This window comes from Alcaligenes sp. YSL9 (assembly GCF_030515105.1).
Taxonomy (GTDB): domain Bacteria; phylum Pseudomonadota; class Gammaproteobacteria; order Burkholderiales; family Burkholderiaceae_B; genus Alcaligenes; species Alcaligenes phenolicus.
This window is the reverse complement of record NZ_JALXJU010000002.1, coordinates 1-17,875: the sequence shown is the minus strand read 5'-3', so window position 1 is coordinate 17,875 and position 17,875 is coordinate 1. Positions and strand designations below refer to the sequence as shown.

The following is a 17,875-nucleotide window of genomic DNA, read 5'->3' as shown; positions in this document are numbered from 1 at the left end:
GATCATGTGCTTTGGGTTTGAATGCCTTGCAATACGTTTCAAGGTATTCACCCGTAGCGCCATTTCAGCCTCAACAATGTCCATAGGCTTCAGTACAATTCCATCATGAGCGAAACCACCCCTTCCTTTGTCCATTTGCGATCCCACTCGGAGTTCTCCGTGGTGGACGGCATCGCCCGTATTCCCGAAATGATCAAGAAAGCGCAGGCTTATGGGCAGCCTGCACTGGCTTTGACGGACTTGTGCAACTTGTTTGGACAGATCAAGTTCTATACCTCGGCGCGTAAAGCCGGGCTGAAAGCCATCATGGGCTGTGATATCTGGCTGCAAAACGAGGAAGACCGCGAAAAACCGTCGCGCTTGCTATTGCTGGTGCAAAACGAGGCCGGTTACTTGAGCCTGTGTGACATTCTGACCCGCGCCTGGTTGGGGAACCAATACAAGGGGCGGGCAGAGGTACAGCGCGCCTGGCTGAAAGAATGTAGTGGCTTGATTGCCTTGTCCGGTGCTCGTATGGGTGATGTAGGCCAGGCTCTGGCCGATGGCAATCTGGATTTGGCCCGTGATTGCGCCCGTCATTGGGCAGACCTGTTTCCCGGCACCTTCTATATTGAACTGCAGCGCAGCGGTGCGGACGGCGATGAGCTGTATGTACAAGCTGCCATGCGTTTGGCAGCAGAGATGGACCTGCCTGTCGTTGCTACGCACCCGATTCAGTTTATTGCCCCGGACGATTTCCGCGCGCATGAGGTGCGGGTGTGTATTGCCGAAGGCGAACAGCTGGCCAACCCCAAGCGTGTGAAGCGTTTTACGCAAGAGCAATATTTTCTAAGCTCGGACGAAATGCAGCAGCGCTTTGCGGACGTTCCTGCTGCGCTGGAAAACACGTTGGAAATTGCCAAGCGTTGCAACCTGGAGCTGGAACTGGGCAAACCCTATCTGCCCGATTTTCCCACGCCCGATGGCATGTCGCTGGGCGACTTCCTGATTCAACAGGCCAAAGACGGTCTGGAAATCCGCTTGAAGCAGCTGTATGCCGACCCCGAGGAGCGCGAGAAGCAACGCCCCACTTACGAAGAGCGTTTGATGTGGGAGTGCAACACCATTATTTCCATGGGCTTTCCCGGCTACTTCCTGATCGTGGCGGACTTCATTAACTGGGGCAAGCACAATGGCGTGCCCGTAGGGCCGGGCCGGGGTTCGGGGGCGGGTTCCCTGGTGGCTTACAGCATGGGGATTACTGATCTGGATCCCTTGCGCTATGACTTGCTGTTCGAACGTTTCCTGAACCCCGAGCGGGTATCCATGCCTGACTTTGACGTGGACTTTTGTCAGGACAACCGCGAACGCGTTATTGATTACGTTAAACAGAAATATGGCCGTCAGGCCGTCAGCCAGATCGCCACGTTCGGTACTCTGGGCGCAAAAGCCGTGGTGCGCGACGTAGGCCGTGTGCTGGAATTGCCTTACAGCCTGTGCGATGGCTTGTCCAAACTGATTCCTTTCAACCCCGCCGATCCCTGGACGCTGGAACGTGCGCTGGCCGATGAGCCGGCCTTTCGCGAGCGTTACGAGAACGACGAGGAAGTCAAAGCCCTGATCGATCTGGCCCGTCCCTTGGAAGGCCTGACCCGTAGTGTGGGCATGCACGCCGGGGGGGTCTTGATTGCGCCCGGCAAATTGATCGATTTTTGCCCGCTGTATGCCCAGTCTGGCCCGGACGCCAACGCCGTGTCGCAATACGACAAGGACGACGTGGAGGCTGCCGGCCTGGTCAAGTTCGACTTTCTGGGGCTGCGTAACCTGACGATTCTGGACTGGGCCGTGCGCTATGTACGCCAGTTCAATGCGGACAAGCGCGAGTTCGACATCATGGCCTTGCCATTGGATGACGACGCCTCCTACAAGCTGTTGTGCGAAGGTAATACGACAGCGGTGTTCCAGCTGGAATCGCGTGGGATGAAGGAGCTGCTGCGCAGTCTGCGGCCTTCCACTTTTGAAGACATTATCGCCATGCTGGCCCTGTATCGTCCGGGGCCGCTGGAGTCGGGCATGGTGGTGGACTTCGTGAACCGTAAACACGGTCGAGCCGAGGTCGATTACTTCCACCCGGATCTGGAAAGCACCTTGAGCAGCACCTACGGAGTCATCGTCTACCAGGAACAGGTGATGCTGATCTCGCAGATTATCGGTGGCTACTCGCTGGGTGGTGCCGACTTGCTGCGCCGTGCCATGGGCAAGAAAAAGCCCGAGGAGATGGCCAAGCACCGGGTTCTGTTTGAGGAAGGGGCGGTCAAGAAAGGCCACGACCCTGAATTGGCGGTCAAGCTGTTTGACCTGATGGAAAAGTTTGCGGGCTATGGCTTTAACAAGAGTCACTCCGCTGCTTATGCTCTCATTGCCTATCAGACGGCCTGGCTCAAAGCCCACCATCCGGCCGAGTTCCTGGCCGCGACTTTGTTGTCCGATATGGACGATACCGACAAGGTCCAGATTTTCTGGAAAGACGCGCTGGCCAACGGCGTGGAAGTCTTGCCGCCAGATATCAATGCGTCCAACTATCGCTTTGAGCCTGTGCAGGACAGCTATACGGAAAAAGGCTTGCCGCCACGCACCATGCGCTACGGTCTGGGCGCCGTGAAGGGGACCGGTCAGGCTGCGGTTGAAGCAATTGTGGATGCTCGCAAGCAAGGCGGTCCTTTCACCAGCCTGTTTGATTTCTGCCGTCGTGTAGACCGCCATCAGGTGAACAAGCGCACCATTGAAGCCTTGGTGCGTGCCGGCGCTTTTGACACGATTGATGAAAACCGCGCCGCTTTGCTGGCCAGTATCGGTGCCGCTACCGAAGCTGCCGAACAGGCCGAACGTAGCGCCAACCAGTCTTCGCTGTTTGATGACGACTCCAACGATATTGTGGAAGGCGAGGTTGCGAAAGTGGCTCCCTGGAGCCTGCAAGATCGCTTGCGTCAGGAAAAGACGGCACTGGGCTTTTACTTCAGCGGCCATTTGTTTGACGCCTGGCGTGATGAGGTCCGCCGTTTTGCACCGACACCGTTGGCACGTTTGGAAGCGTCGCGCAGTCCGCAGTGGTTTGCCGGTGTGCTGTCAGCGGTGCGTGTACGCATGACACGTCGCGGCAAGATGCTTTACGCCATGCTGGATGACGGCTCGGCGCAGCTGGAAGTGGCCATCTTCAATGAGCTGTTTGAAGAGCATCGCCAGCGTCTGAAAGAAGACCAGTTGATCATCATCCAGGGCAAGGTCAGCAACGACGATTACACCGGCGGCTTGCGTATCAATGCTGATGCTATTTTTGACTTGCAGCTCGCCCGTGAAGCCCGTGCCAGTTGCCTGAGCATCGGCCTGAACAATAATGCCGACGCACAGCGTCTGCAAACCTTGTTGGCACCACACCGTGCCCAGGAGCAGGGCGGGGTGCCGGTCGAGGTACAACTGCTGCGTCCCGATTATGAGTGCGTGGTGCAGTTGGGCCCGCAGTGGCGTGTTCGTCTGGCGGATTCCTTGCTGGAGCAGCTGGAAGGCTGGGACGCCACGCGCGAGGTGGAGATCAGCTACCGATGAGGCCCTTGCGCATTCTGCACTCGGAAGCTGCCACCAGCTTTGGTGGTCAGGAAAACTACATCCTGCGAGCCATGCGCATCTTGCGCGAAAGGGGGCATCAGGTGGAGGCCGCCTGCCAACCCCACGCCCAGTTGACCGAGCGCCTGCGCGACGAGGGTTTTGTGGTTCATACCCTGTTGATGGATGGCCCGGCCAATTACATGCGCGGTGTGCGCCAGTTGCGTCGGGTATTGCGCCAAGGTCAGTTTGATGTGCTGAACAGCCATAGCCGCCGTGACACCATGCTGGCCGGTGTGGCCGGGCGCCTGGCGGGAACCCCCTTGATTGTGCGTACGCGCCATCTGGCCAAGAAAGTGGGCTCCTTGATGTCTTACACCATCGTGCCCAAACGGGTGATTACGCCCAGCGATTATGTGCGCGATCACCTGATCGAGCGGGGCGTGAAACCTGGGCATGTTCGGGTGGTCTATCCCTGTGTCGATCCCAGCGTGATTGATTCAGCGCCCCTCCTGGATTTGCGTGCCCAGTTGGGTTTGGCGTCTGATACCTTGCTGGTAGGTTGCGTTGCCGTATTGCGGCGCGAAAAAGGCCATCATGAACTGATCGCCGCCATGCAGCCTTTATTTGATCGCTACCCTCAATTGCACTTGGTGCTGGTGGGGGGCGGCTCTCCGGGTTATGAACAGTTGCAGGCCTTGATCGCGGAGCTGGGACTGCAAGGGCGGATTCATATGCTGGGCGCTCGTGCAGATGTGCCCTCGATTCTGCCCAATCTGGATATTTTTGCCTTGGCGACCCATATGGAAGCGTCGGGCACTGTTTTTGTAGAGGCTGGAAGCGCCGGCATTCCTGTGCTGGGCAGCCGCGTTGGCGGGGTCCCGGAGATGATGCAAGAAGGCCGCAGCGGTTTGCTGGCGGATTTGCACGACCCGGAGCAGTGGCGTGCCGCCTTGGAAAAAATGATCCGGAGCACGGAGTTGCGTCAGGAAATGGGAGCCGCAGGGCGCCTGTTTTGTCGTAGCGACGAGCGCTTTACCCCGGTTGCCATGGGCGACCGGCTGGAAGGCGCTTATTATGCTTGGTTAAAGGAGCTTCAGGGATGAAAGTGGCAAGCACTGTGCCCGTCATGATGTACCACCATGTCACCCCGGAAGGGGGCATGATCAATGCCAGTCCCGAGCATTTCGAGCAGCATTTGCAATGGTTGAAGAAAAACGGCTGGACCAGCCTGACAACTGAGCAATTTGTAGGCCATTTGCAAGGGCAGGGCGTACCGCCCAAATCGGTGCTGATTACCTTTGATGACGGCTACCTGGATAACTGGGTCTACGCTTATCCCTTGTTGAAAAAATATGGCTTCAATGCCGTGATTTTCCTGGTGACAAGCTGGATCAATGAGGGGCTTGTGCGCCCTTATCTGGGCCAGGGCCAGGACGTGCCCGAATGCCCGGATCATCGTGAATGTGAAGCGCGTATCGAGCAAGGTCGCAGCGACGAGGTGATTTTGCGCTGGAGTGAAATCCACGCCATGCAGGCTGATGGTGTGTTCGAGTTCCACAGTCATACTCATACCCATACTCGCTGGGACCTGAGCGAACAGCGCGATCAAAAGAACGACAAGATGCGTTGGGAACTGGAGCAATCCCGTCAGACCTTGAAGGCCAATATGGGTATGGTCTCTGACCAGCTGTGTTGGCCGCAAGGCTATTTTGATCCTGATTATGTGCAGGTCGCCCAGCAAGCCGGTTTCCGCTATCTGTATACAACGCGCGCCTTCGGCTCCAACCAGCCTGGTAGCGATCCTTTGCACATTTATCGTTTCGCCGTGCGTGACACGACGGGCGTATCGGTAGGACGCAGGCTGAATGTTGCGGTACATCCCGTGATCGGTCCGATTTTCAACTGGTGGAAAGCATGGCGTCGTCGTCAACGACAGAAATAGGGCAAAGCGCCGCGTCGAGTTCTGGCAAGCGCCTGTCCGTTATCCTGATTACGAAAAACGAGCAGGCGCATATTCGTGCCTGCCTGGAATCCGTTGCCTTTGCGGACGAGATTATTGTGGTGGACTCGGGCAGTACGGATGAGACGGTGGAAATCGCCCGTTCCATGGGAGCGAACGTGACGGTCACCCCGGATTGGCCCGGTTTTGGGCCGCAGAAGAATCGGGCACTGGATCAGGCCACGGGCGAGTGGGTGCTGTCCATTGACGCGGACGAGCGCGTTACGCCCGAGCTTGCACAACTGATTCAGCAGGAAATGATCCAGCCGCGTGGTGCGGCTTACCGGATTGCCCGCCTGTCAGAGTTCGCTGGCCGCTGGATGCGCCATAGCGGTTGGTGGCCAGACCGGGTATTACGACTGTTCAAGCGTGGTACAGCCCGCTTTAACGACGCCAAAGTCCATGAAAGCGTGCAGACCGAGCATCCAGTCCTGATCTTGGATGGGCATTTTCTGCATTACCCCTACGCCAGCCTTGAAGTCTTTATCGACAAGATCAACCGTTATTCCTCGGATGCGGCCCGTCAAATGCAGGCCAAGGGCAAGACCACCAGCCTGCCGGGCATTGCTGGCCATGCCAGCTGGACCTTCGTGCGTCACTATATTGTTCGACGGGGATTTCTGGATGGCCCGCAAGGCTTCATTCTGGCGTGTATGGCCGCTTCTGGCAGCCTGTTTCGATATAGTAAGCTGTGGTATTACACCCGTCAGAAGTCTGATTAGCCCCTTATAATGCCGCCTATGATTCCGATTCTTATGTACCACCAGGTCGGGGTGCCTGCTCCCAAGGGCTCGCCTTACCGTGGTTTGACCGTGCATCCTACTGATTTTCGGCGCCAGATGACTTGGCTCAAGCGCTTGGGTTACCGTGGTTTATCCATGGCGCAACTGATGCCGTACCTGCGGGGTGAAAAGCAGGGCAAGGTTGTGGGAATCAGCTTTGATGATGGCTACCGTAACGTCTTTCAGAACGCCATGCCGGTGCTGGATGAATTGGGCTTTACGGCGACCAATTACATTGTGGCGCGGCATCTGGACGGTTCGAACTTCTGGGACCAACCCAAAGGAGTGCCGCATTCCGGTCTGATGTCCTTGCCAGAACTGCGCGCCTGGGTGAACGCCGGTCATGAAGCCGGTTCGCATACGCTGGACCATGTGCATCTGACCGATGTGTCCTCGGAAATCGCCCATTACCAGATCGTGCAATCCAAGGCAGAGCTGCAAGACGTGCTGCAAGTGGAAGTCAGCGCGTTTTGCTATCCCTATGGCGATCAGAATCAGGCTATTCGTGAGCAGGTGCGTCAGGCTGGTTATCTGAATGCCACCACGACCAATCGCGGTCTGGCCCGTTCAGACGATGATTTATTTGACTTGCCCCGTGTGACGGTCTCGCGTTCCACCAATATTTTGCGCTTCGTGCAAAAGTGCGTGACACGCCTGGAAGACAAGCGTCGTACGGTTTCCCGCTCATGAGCTCAGATCAAACCCGCGACACTTCCGCTGCGATTCCCGAGCGCCTGCGCATCGCTTTTGTGGTCGACCGTTTCGGTAACCGCTTTGGCGGCGCTGAAGCGTATGGGGTGGAACTGATGCGCGAGCTGGCCGAAAAACACGAAATCACCGTGTTTGCGCGCGAATATGACAGTCGCTGTGATTTGAAGCTGGCCTATGTGCCTATTCGACATTGGTCGCATTGGCCGGGCTGGATACGCGGCATCCTGTTTGCCCGTCAGGCCGCCAAGGCCACGGCGCAAGGTTTTGATATTGTGCACTCGCACATGAACGGCTGGTGCGGGGACGTGGAAGTAGTGCATGTCACCCCCGTGCGGTTTAACTGGCGCGTGCGGCCTTTGCCTTTATTGAAAAAACTGGGCTCCTACTTCAGCCCCAGGGTCTGGGGGTATCTGGGCCTGGAAAAACGTCGTTTGCGCCCTGGTCCTCATGCCGTAGTCGCCGTTTCGGGCCTGATTGCCGAACAATTGCAGCAAGCCTATGGCAGCGTGCACGACTATCCCGTCATTGCTCCCGGTGTGGCCTTGCCGCAAGCCGATGCCCAAGGCCAGGAGCGCACCCAGGTTCGCGAGTCTTTGGGTTTTGCGAACGATCAGGTTGTCTGCCTGTTGGTGGCTCGTAATCCGCTGCGTAAAGGCTTGAATACGGTGCTGGAAGCCTTGGCGAAACTGCCTTCTCATTATCGATTGCTGGTGGTGGGCGGAAAACCGGGTTTGCGTGACCAGATACGCCAGCAGCTTCAGACTCTGAATATGCAGGATCGCGTTATCCTGCAGGGTGAAACCTCTAACGTCGAACCTTTTTATCGCGCTGCCGATATTTACGTGCATCCCACCCTGAATGACAGCTTTGGCATGGCACCGCTGGAAGCCATGTCCTATGGCTTGCCGGTTGTCCTGAGCCCGGCTCCGTGGTGCGGCTTTGCCCAATATGTGCAGGGCGGCTATCACGCACTGCTGCTCAGCCATCCGGAGGATGCTCAGGAACTGGCTCAGGCGATTGAGAAAATCAGCAAGGACCCGGCCATGGCCAGGAACCTGATCGAGAACTCGCGTGAGTTATTGGTGCAATTCAGCTGGCCTGCCGTCGCGACTCGCTATCAGGACCTGTATCAAAAAGTGTTGCTTCGCCGCCAAGATTAAAGGCAGGTGCAGCCAGGTTTTCTCTTTTACCGAGATTAAATCGTCAAAACTGCTGTTCAGTCATTGTTCAGCTTACGCAATAGCGGATACACTTTGTGGCCTGTAGATGCTCGATCTGAGTATTTGTCTGTCATTCACAGCCGCTGACGGAGCGAGTTTTGAAGGTCCTGATCACTGATATTCACCATGGTAATGGCGGTGGCCATGTCACCTATATTCTGGGTTTGTTGCGCGGTTTGGCCCATCAGTGTGAATTCACTCTGGCGGCACCGGCAACGGGCCGACTGTATCGGGAAGCGTCGCAGATACCCGGTGTAAGAGTGTTGCCAGGCCTGTATACCGCCCGTATCGGGACGGCCTTGTCGGAAATCTGGAACCTGCGCCGTTTTTTGCAGCGCGAAGCCTTCGATATCGTGCATTGCAATGGCAGTACCGATCATCGTCATGTCATGATCGCCTGCAAAACCTTGTCGAATCCTCCCGTTATTATCTGGACCAAACACAATACCAAGCGTCTACACAGCATGGGTAACCGTTTGCGGGCGCGCTTTGGGACTGATCTTTGCATTGCTGTCAGCGATTATGTTGCCCGCCAACTCGCCAATTCTGATTATCGGCGTTGCAACGTTGAGCGGATTTATCACGGTCTGGACTTGGCGCATTATTCCCCGGTTTCCGCGCAGGAAAAGCAGGCTGCACGCCAAGCACTTTTCGGCGCTGATTTGGCAGAGAACAGTTTGGTGCTGGGCTCAGTGGGTGGCACGGATCTGGAAAAAGGTTGGTTGCTGCTGGTTGAAGCAGTGTCCCGTCTGGAGCCGGAACTCAAGCAGCGCGTTCGGGTTGTGGTAGCAGGTGATCCACCTGCGCAGGCTGTTCGGGAGCAAGTGCAGGCTTTGAGCTGTGCCGAACAATTGGTTTTCCCCGGCTTGGTTAAGGATGTGCGGTCGATCCTGGCTGCCTGTGATGTGGGGTTTGTGCTTTCATACAAAGAGTCGGCCTCGTACGCGTGCTACGAATCCTTGGCTTTGGGGCTGCCCGTCTTGATCTCCAATGCGGGTGGTCTACCGGAAAGCATCGAGCATCTGCATGAGGGTTGGGTGGTGCCTTGTGGAGACGTGGCAGCCATTGAGGCGCATGTTCGAGACATGTTATGTCAGAAGTACTGCTTGCATACCGTGGGCAAGCGTGCCAGGCAGCGCGCAGAAAATCGTTTTGATGCGCAGCGTTTTTCGGTGGATACTTATCAGGCCTATTTGAAGGCGCGGGCGCTATAAAGTCAGATGCAGAGGCCAAGCCTGTAGTAAAAAGCGTTCTGAGTGTATTTCAGAACGCTTTTTTTATGCTTAGTTGTTGAGGGACGGAGCAGTGAGTGTTTCCAGCTCCGTCAGCCAGATCAAGGCATCTTCCCGCTTTTCTCCACACATTTCCGGCGAGGCTTGTAAGCCCGAGCAACAGGCAGGGCGTTCGGGTTGGCCAAAAATCCGACAACGTAGCTGTTCGTCCAGCTGAATACAGGGCACACCCGCAGGCTTGCCGTGGGGCATGCCGGGGATAGGACTGGAGATAGAGGGGGCGATACAGCAGGCCCCACATTCAGAACGGCAAATCATGCCCAGCCTCGGGACCAGTACACCAGAATCCCGACATATTCCTTGATGATGGAGCGGCTGGATTGCAAGGCCATCAGATTGGGTTTCCACATGGAAAACTCGGGGCTGTTCGGAACCGTTAGCTGTGGGGCGGCACCAGCCGCAATGACATCGACCCCTTGCTTGCGGAAAATTGCCATGGCGCGTGGCATGTGCAGGGCAGAGGTTACCAACAAGACTTTCTTGGCCTGCTTTTCTTGCAGTAGCTGGGCGGTGTATGCACCATTTTGCTGGGTGGTCAGGCTTTCGTTTTCCATCAGTGTGGCCGAGGCGGGCACATCCAGATTAGTCAGGGTGTTGGCCATGACCTTGGCTTCACTGATGCCGCCGTCCAGCGCGGCTCCCGACAAGACAATGTAAGGTGCACGGCCCGCTTTATACAGATCGGCCGCTCGTTCTACCCGCGCCGATGTTTTCTGTGCTGTTTGGGGCAAGAACCAATTGCTGCGGTTTTGAGCGGTGTGGCCGCCCAGAACCACAATGGCATCGGCTTGCGTTACCTGCTCAGCCGGCTGATAGGGATACATTTTTTCCAGATAACCGCCCGCATACAGACTGGTGGCAGGCAGGGACCAGGCGCCGGTCCAGAGCAGTCCGGCCAAGGCCAGAGCGGCGGCGGTTTTGCGCAGGCGCAAGATAAAGAGCAGCACCGCCACAAGTAGTAGGGCGGCAAACAAATTCAGCGGAATGACCAGGCTGGTCAGGATGCTCGATACATTCATGGGTGCTCCCGCTCTGACTCCAGCACTTGCACCACCTCGTCCAGCGTTGGCCATTGGCCATCGCGCCCCAGGCAAATCGCCCGTGGCGACCAGGGACCGGTGTCTTCAGGGTTGGTGACGCCACATAAGGTCAGCTGCTGGGCCTTGATGGCTGCCGCGACATGGGAGACGCCAGAGTCATTGCAAATAACCCACTGCGCCTGTTGGCAAAGCCGCGCAAACGCTCCTAAAGGCAGGGGCGGCAGGCAACGTGCGCTGGGCGCATTTTGCAGGGCAGCCTCATGCTCGTTGGGCGGGGGGCACATAATGACGGTTTTGCCTTGGGCTTGCAGATGGCGGGTCAGTTGGTCGAAATACGGCCAGACTTTGACGCGGCCTTTGTGCAGTCCCGTTGCGGTAGGGGCGATCAGAATATAGTCACCGGGGCGCAGGGCGGCTTGGCGCAGACTGTTGTCGCCTTCTTGCCGTTGCAGGGGGCTGAGCGTCAAATCCAGGGTGGCTGGGGCTTGTTCAGGCGCCGGGTTCAATTTCCACAGCGCCAAAGCCTGCTGAACAATATAGAACCAGGATTGCACCGCATGCAACTGCTTTTGCGGCTTATTTAACGGCCATCGTAATAAAAGGCTACGGCCGTCGTCCCGGTAACCGCAGGCTGGCAGACCTGCCAGTTTGAAGCTGAGGGCACTACTCAGCGAATCGGGCAGCAGCAGGCCATACGCTTGGCGATGGCCGTGTTGGCGACGATAACGGCGTATGGCCTTGGCATCCTGGTGCCAGTGGCTGCTCATGGGGATGAAGCCATGCAAGGGGTAAGCCGACAGCAGTTCGCGGGCCCAGGGACGGGCGCAAACCACGACGGGCAAACCGGTATCCAGCAGAGCCTGTAAACACGGCAGGCTCATGCATACATCGCCTAGCCAATTAGGCAATCGTAAATAAAGGGCAGAGGGATCAGACATGAACAGGACAACTAGGCAGAACCAACAAGTGCGGAGGCGCTCGACTCAGGCAATGAGCGTTAGAATAAACACAATTAGATAGTATATAGGGTGTCCTCGTTGTCCAACGCCATAGAAACCAAAATCAAGCCTGCTGGGCACGATCCTGTCAAATCCGATCTCTGGAAGCGCATTTATAGCCGTTTGCTGCCTTATTGGAAGGTGGCGGTGCTGGCGCTGATCCTGGTCAGTATCTCCTCGGCTACCCAGCCAGTGCTGGCGGTGATCATGAAGCCTTTGCTGGATGATGGCTTTACGGGTGCCAATCCGGACTATATGTGGTCCATCCCGCTGGCGGTGATCGGGCTGATGTTTGTGCGCGGCGTGACCAGTTACGGCAGTTCTTATTTGTTTGCCTGGATCGCCAACAAAATGTTGCTGACTTTACGTGGTGACATGTTCTCCCGCTTGCTGGGATTGTCCGATTCGGAGTTCAAGCAGGGGGATACTGGCCGTTTGCTGAACCGCTTCACGATTGATGCCGGCACCATGACTGGTGTGGCCACCGAGGTGGTCACCGTCGTAGTGCGTGAAACCTTGACCGTGATCGCCTTGTTGGGTGTTTTGCTTTACATGTCCTGGCAATTGACCGTGATCGTGTTTCTGGTCATGCCCGCCTCGGTCTTTGTGGCCAAACTGGTGTCGCGTCGCCTGCGCCGCATCAACCGCGATACCGTGAACATGAATGCCGAGCTGACTCGTGTGGTCAGTGAAGCTATCGATGCCCAACGTGTCATCAAGCTGTTTGATGGCTACGAGCGTGAAAACACCCGTTTCATGTATGTGAATGCGCGCCTGCGCCGCTTCGCCATGCGTGCAGCTTCTGCGGATGCCGCTTTGTCGCCCATCACACAGTTGTTTGTGTCGATTGCCGTGGCCGGAGTGATTTTTGTCGCTCTTTACCAGGCCAATACCGGCACGCTGACTATCGGTAGCTTTGCTGCTTTCATGGCTGCCCTGGGACAGATTTTTGACCCTATCAAGCGTTTGACCAATATCACCGGCACGATGCAGCGCATGCTGGTGGCGGCAGAAAGTGTCTTCAAGCTGGTTGACCAGGACCCTGAGCCCGATACCGGGACTCGAGAGTTCACGCAGCCTGTGCATGGGCATATCGAGTTCGACTCGGTGTCACATCGTTTCCCCAACGCGCATCGCGATACCTTGTCCGAGGTCAGTTTTGCGGTGCAGCCCGGCCAGACCATTGCCCTGGTTGGCCGTTCCGGTAGTGGCAAGACCACACTGGCCAATATGTTGCCGCGTTTCTTGATTCCTAGCAGTGGGCAAGTGCGGGTAGATGGCATTCCCTCCGAAGAGCTGACCTTGCGTAGCTTGCGTAGCCAGATTTCTTTGGTCAGCCAGGACGTGGTGCTGTTTGAGGCGACGATTGGCCAAAACGTGGCCTATGGTGCAGGAGCCGATGTTACGCCGGAGCGTATCTGGGAAGCGCTGGAGGCAGCCAATCTGCGCGAGTTCGTGGAAGGCTTGCCACAAGGTCTGGATACGATGGTGGGCGAGAATGCCAATTCCCTGTCTGGCGGCCAGCGTCAGCGTCTGGCCATTGCCCGTGCCTTGATTAAAAATGCTCCCATTCTGATTCTGGATGAAGCCACCTCGGCTCTGGATAATGAGTCCGAGCGTCAGGTTCAGATGTCGCTGGAGACCCTGATGAAGGGCCGCAGTACCTTGGTGATTGCGCATCGTCTGTCTACCGTACAAAATGCGGATCAAATCCTGGTGCTGGACGAAGGGCGGATTATTGAGCAGGGCCGTCACGACGAATTGCTGGCCCGCAACGGTGTGTACGCCGGTTTCTACCAAATGCAGTTTCAGTTCAACGAATAAGCAGCCTGGGGCTGCACGATAAGGAACATCATGAAGAAAATCATTCTTGCGCTGGCCGGGCTGGCTGTGTTGGCAGGGTGTGCCAAGCAGGGTGCGGAACTGCGAGAACAGGATTTGCGTCGTCCCAGTTACTTCAAGACGGAGCGCCGCATCAATACGGACTTTGTGGGTATTCAGCGTGCCTTGTTCAAGCATCAGGCCGAGTGTGGCAAAGCAGCGGTTTTCAAAATGGATGAGCGTCAGGCCAGCTACGGCACTTTGCGCTACGAACTGGAACCGGGGGCGGGCTGGGATAAAAGTATCCTGATCGATCTGACCATGATGCAAAAGGGTTGGGTAGACGCAAAGGTTTACGCTTACCGCGCTGATGTGAAGCGAGAGATTCAGGAGATCTTCACTTCAATTCGTGCTCCAGGTGTGTGCAATCCGGACGATGCACCAAAAGAAGTGCTGCCCGAGGATGATTTTGTACCGGTTGCGCCGCTGTAAGTGTTCAAGCTTTGTGCTGGGCAACTCGCTCAGCACATGAGGCGCCCTGATCGCAGGACAAATCTGTCCTGCTCGTGACCCGCTTTTTCAGGCGGGTTTATTGTTTTCAGTCCCTCTCAATGAACAGAGATGATTATGGATCTTGCCTCTGCACCCCCAGTCAGACAGACAGCCTCGACAGCAGCGATGCTTTATCTGATTTGCGGCAAGATTGCGGCGGGTAAATCCACCCTTGCTAAAAAGCTGTCCGAGCAGCCCAAGACCGTACTAATCAGCGAAGACGTTTGGCTGGCTAACGTATACCCCGGTCAAATTGCGTCTTTGGAAGATTACGCGCGCTGTTCAGCGCAGTTGCGGGCGGCCATGGCACCGCATATTACTGCTTTGTTGCAGGCTGGGATGTCTGTAGTGCTGGATTTTCCGTCCAATACCTTGGCAACACGCGCTTGGGCGCGGGAGCTGATTGAAAAATCGGCTGTGGCTCATGAACTGCATTATCTGGATGTGGCAGATGAACTGTGCAAAGCACGTTTGCATGCCCGTAATGCCAGTGGTGAGCATCCCTTTGAGACGACCGAAGCGCAGTTTGATTTGTTCAGCTCTTACTTTGTGGCACCTCAGGAGTCAGAGGGCTTTCATATCATTCGCCATCAGATTAGCGAATAAGCCGGGGCGTGTTTTTCTGCTGGTAGTTGCCGCGTGCCAGAAGATGTTTGCTGGTTTGCTTGTATCTGTGCCTGAGCTTTGCGAGTGTAGGAGCGTGTCCGAGCAGGCCGTAGACTTGCCGTACAAGAGCTAATGCAGGGGATTGGCTACTCAGCCAACCCCAACGCTGACCAATTACAGCAAAATAATATCGTACTGTTCCTGGGAGTAGTGTGGATCTACTTCCAGGGAAATGGGCTTGCCAATAAAGTCGCCCGCCACGGCCAGGTGCTGGCTTTCTTCTTCCAGAAACAGGTCCACGACCTCTTGAGCCGCCAAAATACGAAATTCTTTGGGATTGAATTGTTTGGCTTCGCGCAGGACCTCGCGCAAGATTTCATAGCAGACTGTGCGGGCCGTGCGGACGGAACCTCGCGATTGGCAGGTGGGGCAGGGCTCGCATAGTTGGTGCGCCAAAGAGTCACGCGTACGTTTGCGCGTCATTTCCACCAGACCTAATTGACTAAAGCCATTGATCGTCACGCGAGTGCGGTCTTTGGCCAGCGCTTTTTGCAGCTCCTGCAAGACAGACTCCCGGTGAGCAGGGTCGTCCATATCAATAAAGTCCAGGATGATGATGCCACCCAGATTGCGCAGACGCAGCTGGCGGGCCAGGGCAATCGCTGCTTCCAGGTTTGTTTTGAAGATCGTGTCGTCAAAGTTGCGACCACCGACGAAACCGCCGGTATTCACATCCACCGTAGTGAGTGCTTCGGTCTGATCGATAATCAAATAGCCGCCGGACTTCAAATCCACCCGACGCGACAGGGCGCGATTGATTTCTTCATCCACATGGGCTGTATCAAACAGAGCGCGACTGCCTTTGTGGTGACTGATGCGCTCAAGCACCGAGGGCGTGTAAATCTGTGCCCACTCCTTCATCTCCTGCACGACGGTGCGTGAGTCCACGATGATGGATTGGGTGTTGGGCGTCACCATATCGCGTAAAACACGTTGCGCCAGGCTCAAGTCCGTATAAAGAACAGAGGGGGCGCCTTGCTCGCGGATACGTTCCTGAATACGTGTCCACAAAGTACGCAGATACTGCTGGTCTGCACTGATCTCTTCATCCGTCGCGCATTCGGCCTGAGTCCGTACGATGAAACCGCCTTTCTCATCCTTGGGCATAAGACGACTGACACGCTCGCGCAGCTCGATCCTGTCTGCATCCGAACCAATCCGTTGCGATACGCCAATATGAGGATCAAAAGGCAGATACACCAACATGCGGCCCGCAATACTGATTTGTGTTGATACACGAGCACCCTTGGTACCCAATGGATCCTTGATGACTTGTACTAATAGAGACTGACCTTCGTACAAGAGCTTTTCAATCGGCGTGGTGGGACTACCCTGATTACGCTCGGTGCGATTCTGGCGTAAGTCCGCGACATGGATAAACGCCGCGCGTTCCAGGCCAATATCAATAAAGGCACTTTGCATGCCGGGCAAAACCCGCGCCACTTTTCCCAGATAGACGTTCCCCACATAACCGCGTTGGATGCTGCGTTCGATATGAATTTCCTGGACAGCACCTTGCTCGACCAGGGCAACACGGGTTTCAAACGGAGTGACGTTAATCAGGATGTCTTCATGCATAGTAATTTCGCTCAGGAATATCTGTTCCGGGCTAGTGTAGGGCCAAGTCGGTGAGGCTGCTATGCCTTTATGACTATATAGAGAGTTTAGGGAGGATGAATGCTTCGCTTGTCTTTGTTTCGGAGACTGCTTGGGGATGTTTATGATGCTAGCCGCTCTATGTAGGTCGCCACTCGAGGCCCCGGGACCGGGTGTTGGGGCGGACTACTTGCCGGCGCAATGCGCCGGTCCCCTTGTCGGAGTCACAATCGGGGCGCAGTCTGAACTCGCCCAGTGATTGGTCCCCCGGACCAATCACAAACTTTGGACTCAAACAGCAGACTGCTTGCATCCCCGATTGTGACTCCGACTGCGGCAAGTACTCTGACTCGCCCCAACACCCGGTCCCGGGGCCCCGAGTGGCTAGCAGCCCTGCATAATGCTCGATCTTGGAGGCCATTCAACTCGTTATCTATATATAGACACTGTTGGTTGAAGGCACAGGGCCGATGCAGTGTTCGTGTGGCCGTTCTTTTGTCCGCCATCCATCCATCCATCCATCCAGCAACCAACCAACCAACCAACCAACCAACCAACCAACCAACCAACCAACCAACCAACCAACCAACCAACCAACCAACCAACCAACCAACCCATCGACTGGCGACTATTTTTGGGAGGGGGGGCTCCCCTATCAATATAGAAGGAGGATAGAGGGAGGAATGGTCAGAGGACGGGCGAGATGATTTAACGAATTTCCGTGAGGAAAATAGCTTTCTGTTCATATTTTGCTCTGAAGAAGCTTGAAGCCTCCTGCCTGAAGGCAAAAAGTCGAAATAAGCTAAAAATTATTTTTATAGTTATTCTTCATAGTTATCAATCAGCTACATCGTTTTACGGAGTTTTCTCTCCTGAAATACCTAGAAAAACCCCATGAAACGCTTGCAAAGCGGAAAATCGTCGTGCTATAGTTCTTTTCTCGCTGCAGCACACAGGGTTTTCCCCGAAGCGCCGCAGAGAGCAGTTAGACAAGTTTCACCGCCTTGGCCAAGAGGCCCGCACCGAAGCTTGAATGACTGGTCAGGAAACTGACAGGGTGTAAAACCCGGAGCTTGACAAATCAGAAAATTCTGTGTTAAAGTTCTAGGTTCTGCTCCAGAGAACGCAGCGTTAAGTTTTTAAGCGGTTTCGAAGGTTGAAACGAATTTGAAAATTTACCCTTGTTTGTGAAGTTGGATGGTTAGCCTCACGGTTGATTGTTCAGTAGGTAGGACAGAACGAAAGTTCTGGTTTAAGCGGGATAGGTTAGACGGTTTTAAAACTTTCTAGCTTCTTCAAAAAAACGCTTGACACACTGCCTGATCTGCTTCATAATCTCGTTTCTCTGCTGCTAACACAGCAAGGCACGAAGCGCTAAGCGCGACAAGCCAGCCGGGTTAGTCAGTAGAACGACAGGCAACTGTCACTGCTCTTTAACAATTAACAGCCGATAAGTGTGGGCGCTTGGAATGAGCGAGTCGAACCCTTCGGGGATCGCCACAAGTTTGTATCAAGTGCTCACAAACGAAAGATGAAGAATTACCTTGTGTAACTCTGAATTTTTCTTTGAGACACAATCGGTCTCGTCGCAAGACGGGACAACCACAGAGATTAAA

Annotated in this window: 15 protein-coding genes and 1 pseudogene; 12 read left to right on the top strand and 4 right to left on the bottom strand. The window is 55.5% G+C overall.

The window, feature by feature from the left end; all coding sequences use genetic code 11:
* The first annotated feature begins 105 nt into the window (after nt 1-105).
* The 7 genes from dnaE to M2Q46_RS08230 all read left to right on the top strand — a co-directional run bounded on the left by dnaE (nt 106) and on the right by M2Q46_RS08230 (nt 9,508).
* The gene (gene dnaE, locus M2Q46_RS08260) at nt 106-3,582 is read left to right on the top strand and encodes a DNA polymerase III subunit alpha (protein ID WP_302357058.1); all 3,477 of its coding nucleotides are present in this window, start codon (nt 106-108) and stop codon (nt 3,580-3,582) included.
* Nucleotides 3,579-4,685 carry a glycosyltransferase family 4 protein gene (locus M2Q46_RS08255; RefSeq protein ID WP_083053968.1) on the top strand — a complete coding sequence of 369 codons (1,107 nt, stop codon included), beginning with the start codon at nt 3,579-3,581 and terminating at the stop codon, nt 4,683-4,685. The genes dnaE and M2Q46_RS08255 overlap by 4 nt, the downstream gene beginning before the upstream one ends.
* Nucleotides 4,682-5,524 carry a polysaccharide deacetylase family protein gene (locus M2Q46_RS08250; protein WP_302357057.1) on the top strand — a complete coding sequence of 281 codons (843 nt, stop codon included), beginning with the start codon at nt 4,682-4,684 and terminating at the stop codon, nt 5,522-5,524. Before M2Q46_RS08255 ends, M2Q46_RS08250 begins: the two co-directional genes overlap by 4 nt.
* Entirely contained in the window at nt 5,497-6,303 is an 807-nt protein-coding gene (locus M2Q46_RS08245) for a glycosyltransferase family 2 protein (RefSeq protein WP_302357056.1), read from the top strand. Before M2Q46_RS08250 ends, M2Q46_RS08245 begins: the two co-directional genes overlap by 28 nt.
* A 9-nt stretch (nt 6,304-6,312) precedes the next feature.
* Nucleotides 6,313-7,053 carry a polysaccharide deacetylase family protein gene (locus tag M2Q46_RS08240; RefSeq protein ID WP_170978585.1) on the top strand — a complete coding sequence of 247 codons (741 nt, stop codon included), beginning with the start codon at nt 6,313-6,315 and terminating at the stop codon, nt 7,051-7,053.
* Complete coding sequence (locus tag M2Q46_RS08235) at nt 7,050-8,234, top strand: glycosyltransferase family 4 protein (RefSeq protein ID WP_302357055.1); 1,185 nt, start codon at nt 7,050-7,052, stop codon at nt 8,232-8,234. The genes M2Q46_RS08240 and M2Q46_RS08235 overlap by 4 nt, the downstream gene beginning before the upstream one ends.
* A gap of 158 nt (nt 8,235-8,392) precedes the next feature.
* The gene (locus tag M2Q46_RS08230; RefSeq protein ID WP_302357054.1) at nt 8,393-9,508 is read left to right on the top strand and encodes a glycosyltransferase family 4 protein; all 1,116 of its coding nucleotides are present in this window, start codon (nt 8,393-8,395) and stop codon (nt 9,506-9,508) included.
* A 69-nt stretch (nt 9,509-9,577) separates the two neighbouring features.
* Here the strand turns inward: M2Q46_RS08230 and M2Q46_RS08225 are convergent, their stop codons facing one another.
* The 3 genes from M2Q46_RS08225 to M2Q46_RS08215 are packed head-to-tail and all read right to left on the bottom strand — an operon-like array spanning nt 9,578 to nt 11,507.
* Nucleotides 9,578-9,844: a zinc/iron-chelating domain-containing protein gene (locus tag M2Q46_RS08225; RefSeq protein WP_009461678.1), complete on the bottom strand. Its 267-nt coding sequence runs from the start codon at nt 9,842-9,844 to the stop codon at nt 9,578-9,580.
* Nucleotides 9,841-10,605, bottom strand: coding sequence for a YdcF family protein (locus tag M2Q46_RS08220; protein ID WP_009461680.1), 765 nt, complete (start codon nt 10,603-10,605; stop codon nt 9,841-9,843). The genes M2Q46_RS08225 and M2Q46_RS08220 overlap by 4 nt, the downstream gene beginning before the upstream one ends.
* On the bottom strand, nt 10,602-11,507 hold the full coding sequence (locus M2Q46_RS08215; protein WP_035270695.1) for a glycosyltransferase family 9 protein: 906 nt from the start codon (nt 11,505-11,507) through the stop codon (nt 10,602-10,604). Before M2Q46_RS08215 ends, M2Q46_RS08220 begins: the two co-directional genes overlap by 4 nt.
* A gap of 156 nt (nt 11,508-11,663) precedes the next feature.
* Here M2Q46_RS08215 and msbA point away from each other — a divergent pair, with 156 nt between their 5' ends.
* The 3 genes from msbA to M2Q46_RS08200 all read left to right on the top strand — a co-directional run bounded on the left by msbA (nt 11,664) and on the right by M2Q46_RS08200 (nt 14,603).
* A complete protein-coding gene (gene msbA, locus M2Q46_RS08210; RefSeq protein WP_031233031.1) occupies nt 11,664-13,448 on the top strand; it encodes a lipid A export permease/ATP-binding protein MsbA in 1,785 nt (594 codons plus the stop codon).
* Nucleotides 13,449-13,478: 30 nt separating this feature from the next.
* Nucleotides 13,479-13,937: a hypothetical protein gene (locus M2Q46_RS08205; RefSeq protein ID WP_009461686.1), complete on the top strand. Its 459-nt coding sequence runs from the start codon at nt 13,479-13,481 to the stop codon at nt 13,935-13,937.
* A 186-nt stretch (nt 13,938-14,123) separates the two neighbouring features.
* Nucleotides 14,124-14,603, top strand: coding sequence for an ATP-binding protein (locus M2Q46_RS08200; protein WP_115634060.1), 480 nt, complete (start codon nt 14,124-14,126; stop codon nt 14,601-14,603).
* A gap of 174 nt (nt 14,604-14,777) precedes the next feature.
* Here M2Q46_RS08200 and rng read toward each other — a convergent pair whose 3' ends face one another.
* Nucleotides 14,778-16,241 (bottom strand): ribonuclease G, encoded by a 1,464-nt coding sequence (gene rng, locus M2Q46_RS08195; protein ID WP_009461688.1) that lies wholly within the window; start codon nt 16,239-16,241, stop codon nt 14,778-14,780.
* A gap of 273 nt (nt 16,242-16,514) precedes the next feature.
* Here rng and M2Q46_RS18760 point away from each other — a divergent pair.
* Nucleotides 16,515-16,862, top strand: a pseudogene (locus tag M2Q46_RS18760) (PT domain-containing protein); the annotation flags it as partial.
* A complete protein-coding gene (locus tag M2Q46_RS18755; RefSeq protein WP_367997723.1) occupies nt 16,772-16,966 on the top strand; it encodes a PT domain-containing protein in 195 nt (64 codons plus the stop codon). The pseudogene M2Q46_RS18760 and the gene M2Q46_RS18755, both read left to right, overlap by 91 nt.
* Nucleotides 16,967-17,875 lie beyond the last annotated feature (909 nt).

Excerpts from the sequence above, each read along its gene's own strand:
- dnaE (WP_302357058.1), top strand. The coding sequence starts at position 106 with ATGAGCGAAACCACCCCTTCCTTTGTCCATTTGCGATCCCACTCGGAG.
- M2Q46_RS08255 (WP_083053968.1), top strand. The coding sequence starts at position 3,579 with ATGAGGCCCTTGCGCATTCTGCACTCGGAAGCTGCCACCAGCTTTGGT.
- M2Q46_RS08250 (WP_302357057.1), top strand. The coding sequence starts at position 4,682 with ATGAAAGTGGCAAGCACTGTGCCCGTCATGATGTACCACCATGTCACC.
- M2Q46_RS08245 (WP_302357056.1), top strand. The coding sequence starts at position 5,497 with ATGGCGTCGTCGTCAACGACAGAAATAGGGCAAAGCGCCGCGTCGAGT.
- M2Q46_RS08240 (WP_170978585.1), top strand. The coding sequence starts at position 6,313 with ATGCCGCCTATGATTCCGATTCTTATGTACCACCAGGTCGGGGTGCCT.
- M2Q46_RS08235 (WP_302357055.1), top strand. The coding sequence starts at position 7,050 with ATGAGCTCAGATCAAACCCGCGACACTTCCGCTGCGATTCCCGAGCGC.
- M2Q46_RS08225 (WP_009461678.1), bottom strand. The coding sequence starts at position 9,844 with ATGATTTGCCGTTCTGAATGTGGGGCCTGCTGTATCGCCCCCTCTATC.
- M2Q46_RS08220 (WP_009461680.1), bottom strand. The coding sequence starts at position 10,605 with ATGAATGTATCGAGCATCCTGACCAGCCTGGTCATTCCGCTGAATTTG.
- M2Q46_RS08215 (WP_035270695.1), bottom strand. The coding sequence starts at position 11,507 with ATGAGCCTGCCGTGTTTACAGGCTCTGCTGGATACCGGTTTGCCCGTC.
- M2Q46_RS08205 (WP_009461686.1), top strand. The coding sequence starts at position 13,479 with ATGAAGAAAATCATTCTTGCGCTGGCCGGGCTGGCTGTGTTGGCAGGG.
- M2Q46_RS08200 (WP_115634060.1), top strand. The coding sequence starts at position 14,124 with ATGCTTTATCTGATTTGCGGCAAGATTGCGGCGGGTAAATCCACCCTT.
- rng (WP_009461688.1), bottom strand. The coding sequence starts at position 16,241 with ATGCATGAAGACATCCTGATTAACGTCACTCCGTTTGAAACCCGTGTT.